The 356-nt window shown below is 62.1% G+C and carries 1 protein-coding gene; it reads right to left on the bottom strand.

Going from position 1 to position 356, the window contains the following annotated elements; all coding sequences use genetic code 11:
- Positions 1-356, bottom strand: a 356-nt coding sequence (locus ETC27_RS17360; RefSeq protein ID WP_205742766.1) for a hypothetical protein, incomplete at both ends; no start/stop codon positions are given.

The raw sequence follows: 356 nt of genomic DNA, 5'->3' as shown, positions 1-356 counted from the left end.
AACCCCATATAGGTCAGACGGGGAGGCCCGACTCGAGTGCCATCCTCACGGCGATCTTCTTCCCACAGTAACTGCAGGCGCTCGCCACCCGAGATATCTCGGCGTGTGTCCATGAGTCCGCCCAGCAGCATGTCAAGCTCTGCAGCGAAACGCCTGGGTACCCCCTCAGCCGCCAAGGCGGCATAGAGTGACGTCTTGACGTCTACTTCACGACCCAGGGTCAGGGTGTCGAGGCGAGGCTGGACAATGCGCGTCGACGGACGCTCACCCAGGGTGACGACGTACTGAATACCCGAGTCACGCTCGATGGCCACCGACACCGGCTGTCCCGTCGCCAGAGAGGTGAAAGTGATACG

The sequence above is a fragment of the Onishia niordana genome (assembly GCF_004798965.1).
GTDB lineage: Bacteria > Pseudomonadota > Gammaproteobacteria > Pseudomonadales > Halomonadaceae > Onishia > Onishia niordana.
Note: the sequence above shows the minus strand (reverse complement) of the source record. Positions and strands in the feature narration are given on the sequence as shown.